The sequence below is a fragment of the Pseudomonas sp. YuFO20 genome (genome assembly GCF_035064975.1).
Taxonomy (GTDB): Bacteria; Pseudomonadota; Gammaproteobacteria; order Pseudomonadales; family Pseudomonadaceae; genus Aquipseudomonas; species Aquipseudomonas putida_AE.
This window is the reverse complement of sequence record NZ_JAXDEO010000132.1, coordinates 1-2,550: the sequence shown is the minus strand read 5'-3', so window position 1 is coordinate 2,550 and position 2,550 is coordinate 1. Positions and strand designations below refer to the sequence as shown.

At 55.4% G+C, this 2,550-nt stretch carries 1 protein-coding gene and 2 pseudogenes; all 3 read right to left on the bottom strand.

Translation table 11 applies throughout. The features are described 5' to 3' along the window. A pseudogene (locus SOP85_RS30865) lies at nucleotides 1–81 on the bottom strand (IS66 family transposase); the annotation flags it as partial. A gap of 89 nt (nucleotides 82–170) precedes the next feature. After that, entirely contained in the window at nucleotides 171–1,847 is a 1,677-nt protein-coding gene (gene ltrA, locus SOP85_RS30860) for a group II intron reverse transcriptase/maturase (protein ID WP_323629385.1), read from the bottom strand. Nucleotides 1,848–2,423: 576 nt separating this feature from the next. Further along, a pseudogene (locus SOP85_RS30855) lies at nucleotides 2,424–2,550 on the bottom strand (IS66 family transposase); the annotation flags it as partial.

Here is a 2,550-nt window from a genome sequence, read left to right as displayed (position 1 = left end):
AGCCGCCCGTTTTCCGCTGCGTAGCGAGCCTGCGAAGAGCCAGTTCTTACGTCCAAGAGCCCATGGTCGGATCTGGTTGTCGGGTAGTCAGACGCGGTTGCCCGCGTCCAACCCCCTAAGAACCGTGCATGCGAGTTTCCCAGCACACGGCTCAAGCCTCTACTAAGGCGCTATTGGGCACCCGGTTGTACATCGTCGACGTTGGCAAATTGCACATCCCTTGGGCACCGCAGGTGGTAGATCTCAAGATTGGCGGCCGCATCCGTCCCACCGTGACTCAGCTTCACAACATGGCGGCTATGCCATGGTGTGTCTTTGGTGACCGGTTTAAGGCATGCGCAGCAGCGGCCACCTTGCTGTAGCCACACCCGATACAGCTTGGCTCGACCCTTTGGGGAGATAAGCATTCTTTTGCCCCATCGGGATTCGAAGTACTCATCCCATTCAGGGTCGTGAGGGTTGGCAGCAGCCTTGATCTTGATATGTCGCACAATTGGCGTGTCCGAGGCGTCCAATAACGTGTACTGACGCTTCCGACCATCGGCGGATTTTTCAGCACATGAGAATACCCATCGACGCGCCCCTTGTACTTTGAAATACCGATCCTTCACCCATCGGCGTGTCTTGCGAGGGTGGCGGCGTACCGCCCATCGCCAGAGCATTCCCCACACTGCGCTGTCCACCTGATTGAAGACCTTCTTGGCGACGACATGACTGTGATAGTTCGCCCAGCCCCGTAAAACCGGGTTGAGCAAACCTATCAAGTTAGCCTGCCGTATCGTTTTGTTGGTCTTGATCAACTCTCGCAGCTTGGCAAGTAGAGCCCCGATGTTCGCCTTGGACGGCTTGATCAGGAGCTTGCCGTTGTACTTGCGCAGGTTCCATCCGAGGAAGTCGAACCCGTCCCCTATGTGCGTTACTTTGGTTTTTTCTGGAGAGAGGACAAGTCCACGCTCTGCCAAGAAATCAACCACAGCGGGCCTGACTTCATTCTCCAGCCACTCTTTCGAACAGCCTGTGATGATGAAGTCATCTGCATAGCGCACCACGCGCATTTTTCGGGCTGTCCACTTCGCGTTGGGAAATTTCTTCGCCAGCATCGTTTCCAACCCATCCAGCGTCATGTTCGCCAACACCGGGGATATGATGCCTCCCTGCGGGGTTCCGGCGTGGCTGGGGAACAGTTGATTCTGGTAGACATAACCAGCCTGGAGCCATTTCTGCAAAATCGCCTTATCCATGGGAATGTTGGCGATCAACCAGTCATGGCTAATATTGTCGAAACAGCCTTGAATGTCGCCCTCTAACACCCACTCCGCGTTTGCTTTTCGTGACAGCACACCAAAGCACTGTGCGGCGGCATCCGCAGTTGAGCGTTCCGGCCTGAATCCATAAGAGTTCAGGTCGGCGGTGGTTTCCGCTATCGGTTCCAGCGCCAGCAAATGAAGCGCCTGCATGGCCCGGCATTTCATCGCGGGAATTCCGAGAGGTCTCGTCTTACCGTTTTTCTTCGGAATGAGGATTCTCCGAAGCGGAAGCGGCGAGTAGCCTCGCCGCTTCAACGACTCTATCGCACCGATCTTGGCCCTAGGCGTATTCCAAGTGACCTTGTCCACACCGGGGGTATTTTTGCCTTTGTTTTCAGACACACGTTTCACGGCTAGAGCTTTGCCGCTGAACGAGTGAGTCAGCAGCCAATGCAAGGCTCTCGCCTTGTTATGCCTGCCGTCTTGTACAGCCTTCACAATACGCGCTTGCAGCCCTTTGACACGACGTTGTACGGCGATCCAATCGATGCCGTCCCACGACGTGCCGGAAGGTGCACACGCCAATGTTGCTGCGTTCATTTGCTCTCCTTCCGTTGAAAGGGTTCTACCTACTCTCGTGTGAAGAGAGACCATGAGGACGTCTGCCCGCTTTCGCGTGAAGTGATGTTTCAACCTCTATCCAACCCATTACAGGACGGCGTTCGCTTTTTCCTCGTTCCTTCGCCCGCACCACCATGGGCAGTTTTTGCAAACTGCTTTCCCAATGGGAGCGATACGGGATTTCCACGTTCCGCCTACTGAAGTACGTCGGGTTAGGTGCCTGCTATCGACCGGGAGGCATGTGGGTCACGAACGCGTAGTCGAAAGACGCTATTCCCACCTCCATTACCGTTTTGGTTCGAGCGTGTAAGCCATTTCCGCTCGTTCAACTTAACGATCGTTGCGCAGATTCACATGCGTTCACCATACCGACTATCTAGTCCTTGTCCGGCTATGGCTGCCAGAAGAGTACGCCTCTCACGATTGATACCCCGCACCTTGCAGTGCCTCGTTCCATTGTCGAAGGCGCTCTTGATTCAGCCTTCTAGATTCACCCGGTGACACGGGTGGTTCCCGCAGGGGGGAACAACTTCATTAAGCGACTTCGTGTCGCACCTCGGCCCAATTGTTGTCTATGGGTACAGCCCCGTCATCAAGGTAGCGCGACAGCGCTGCCCAGCGCTTCAGGCTGTAATCAAGTGCTTTGCTAATGGCTGAGCCTTCGGGCACAAGATCGCGCTGG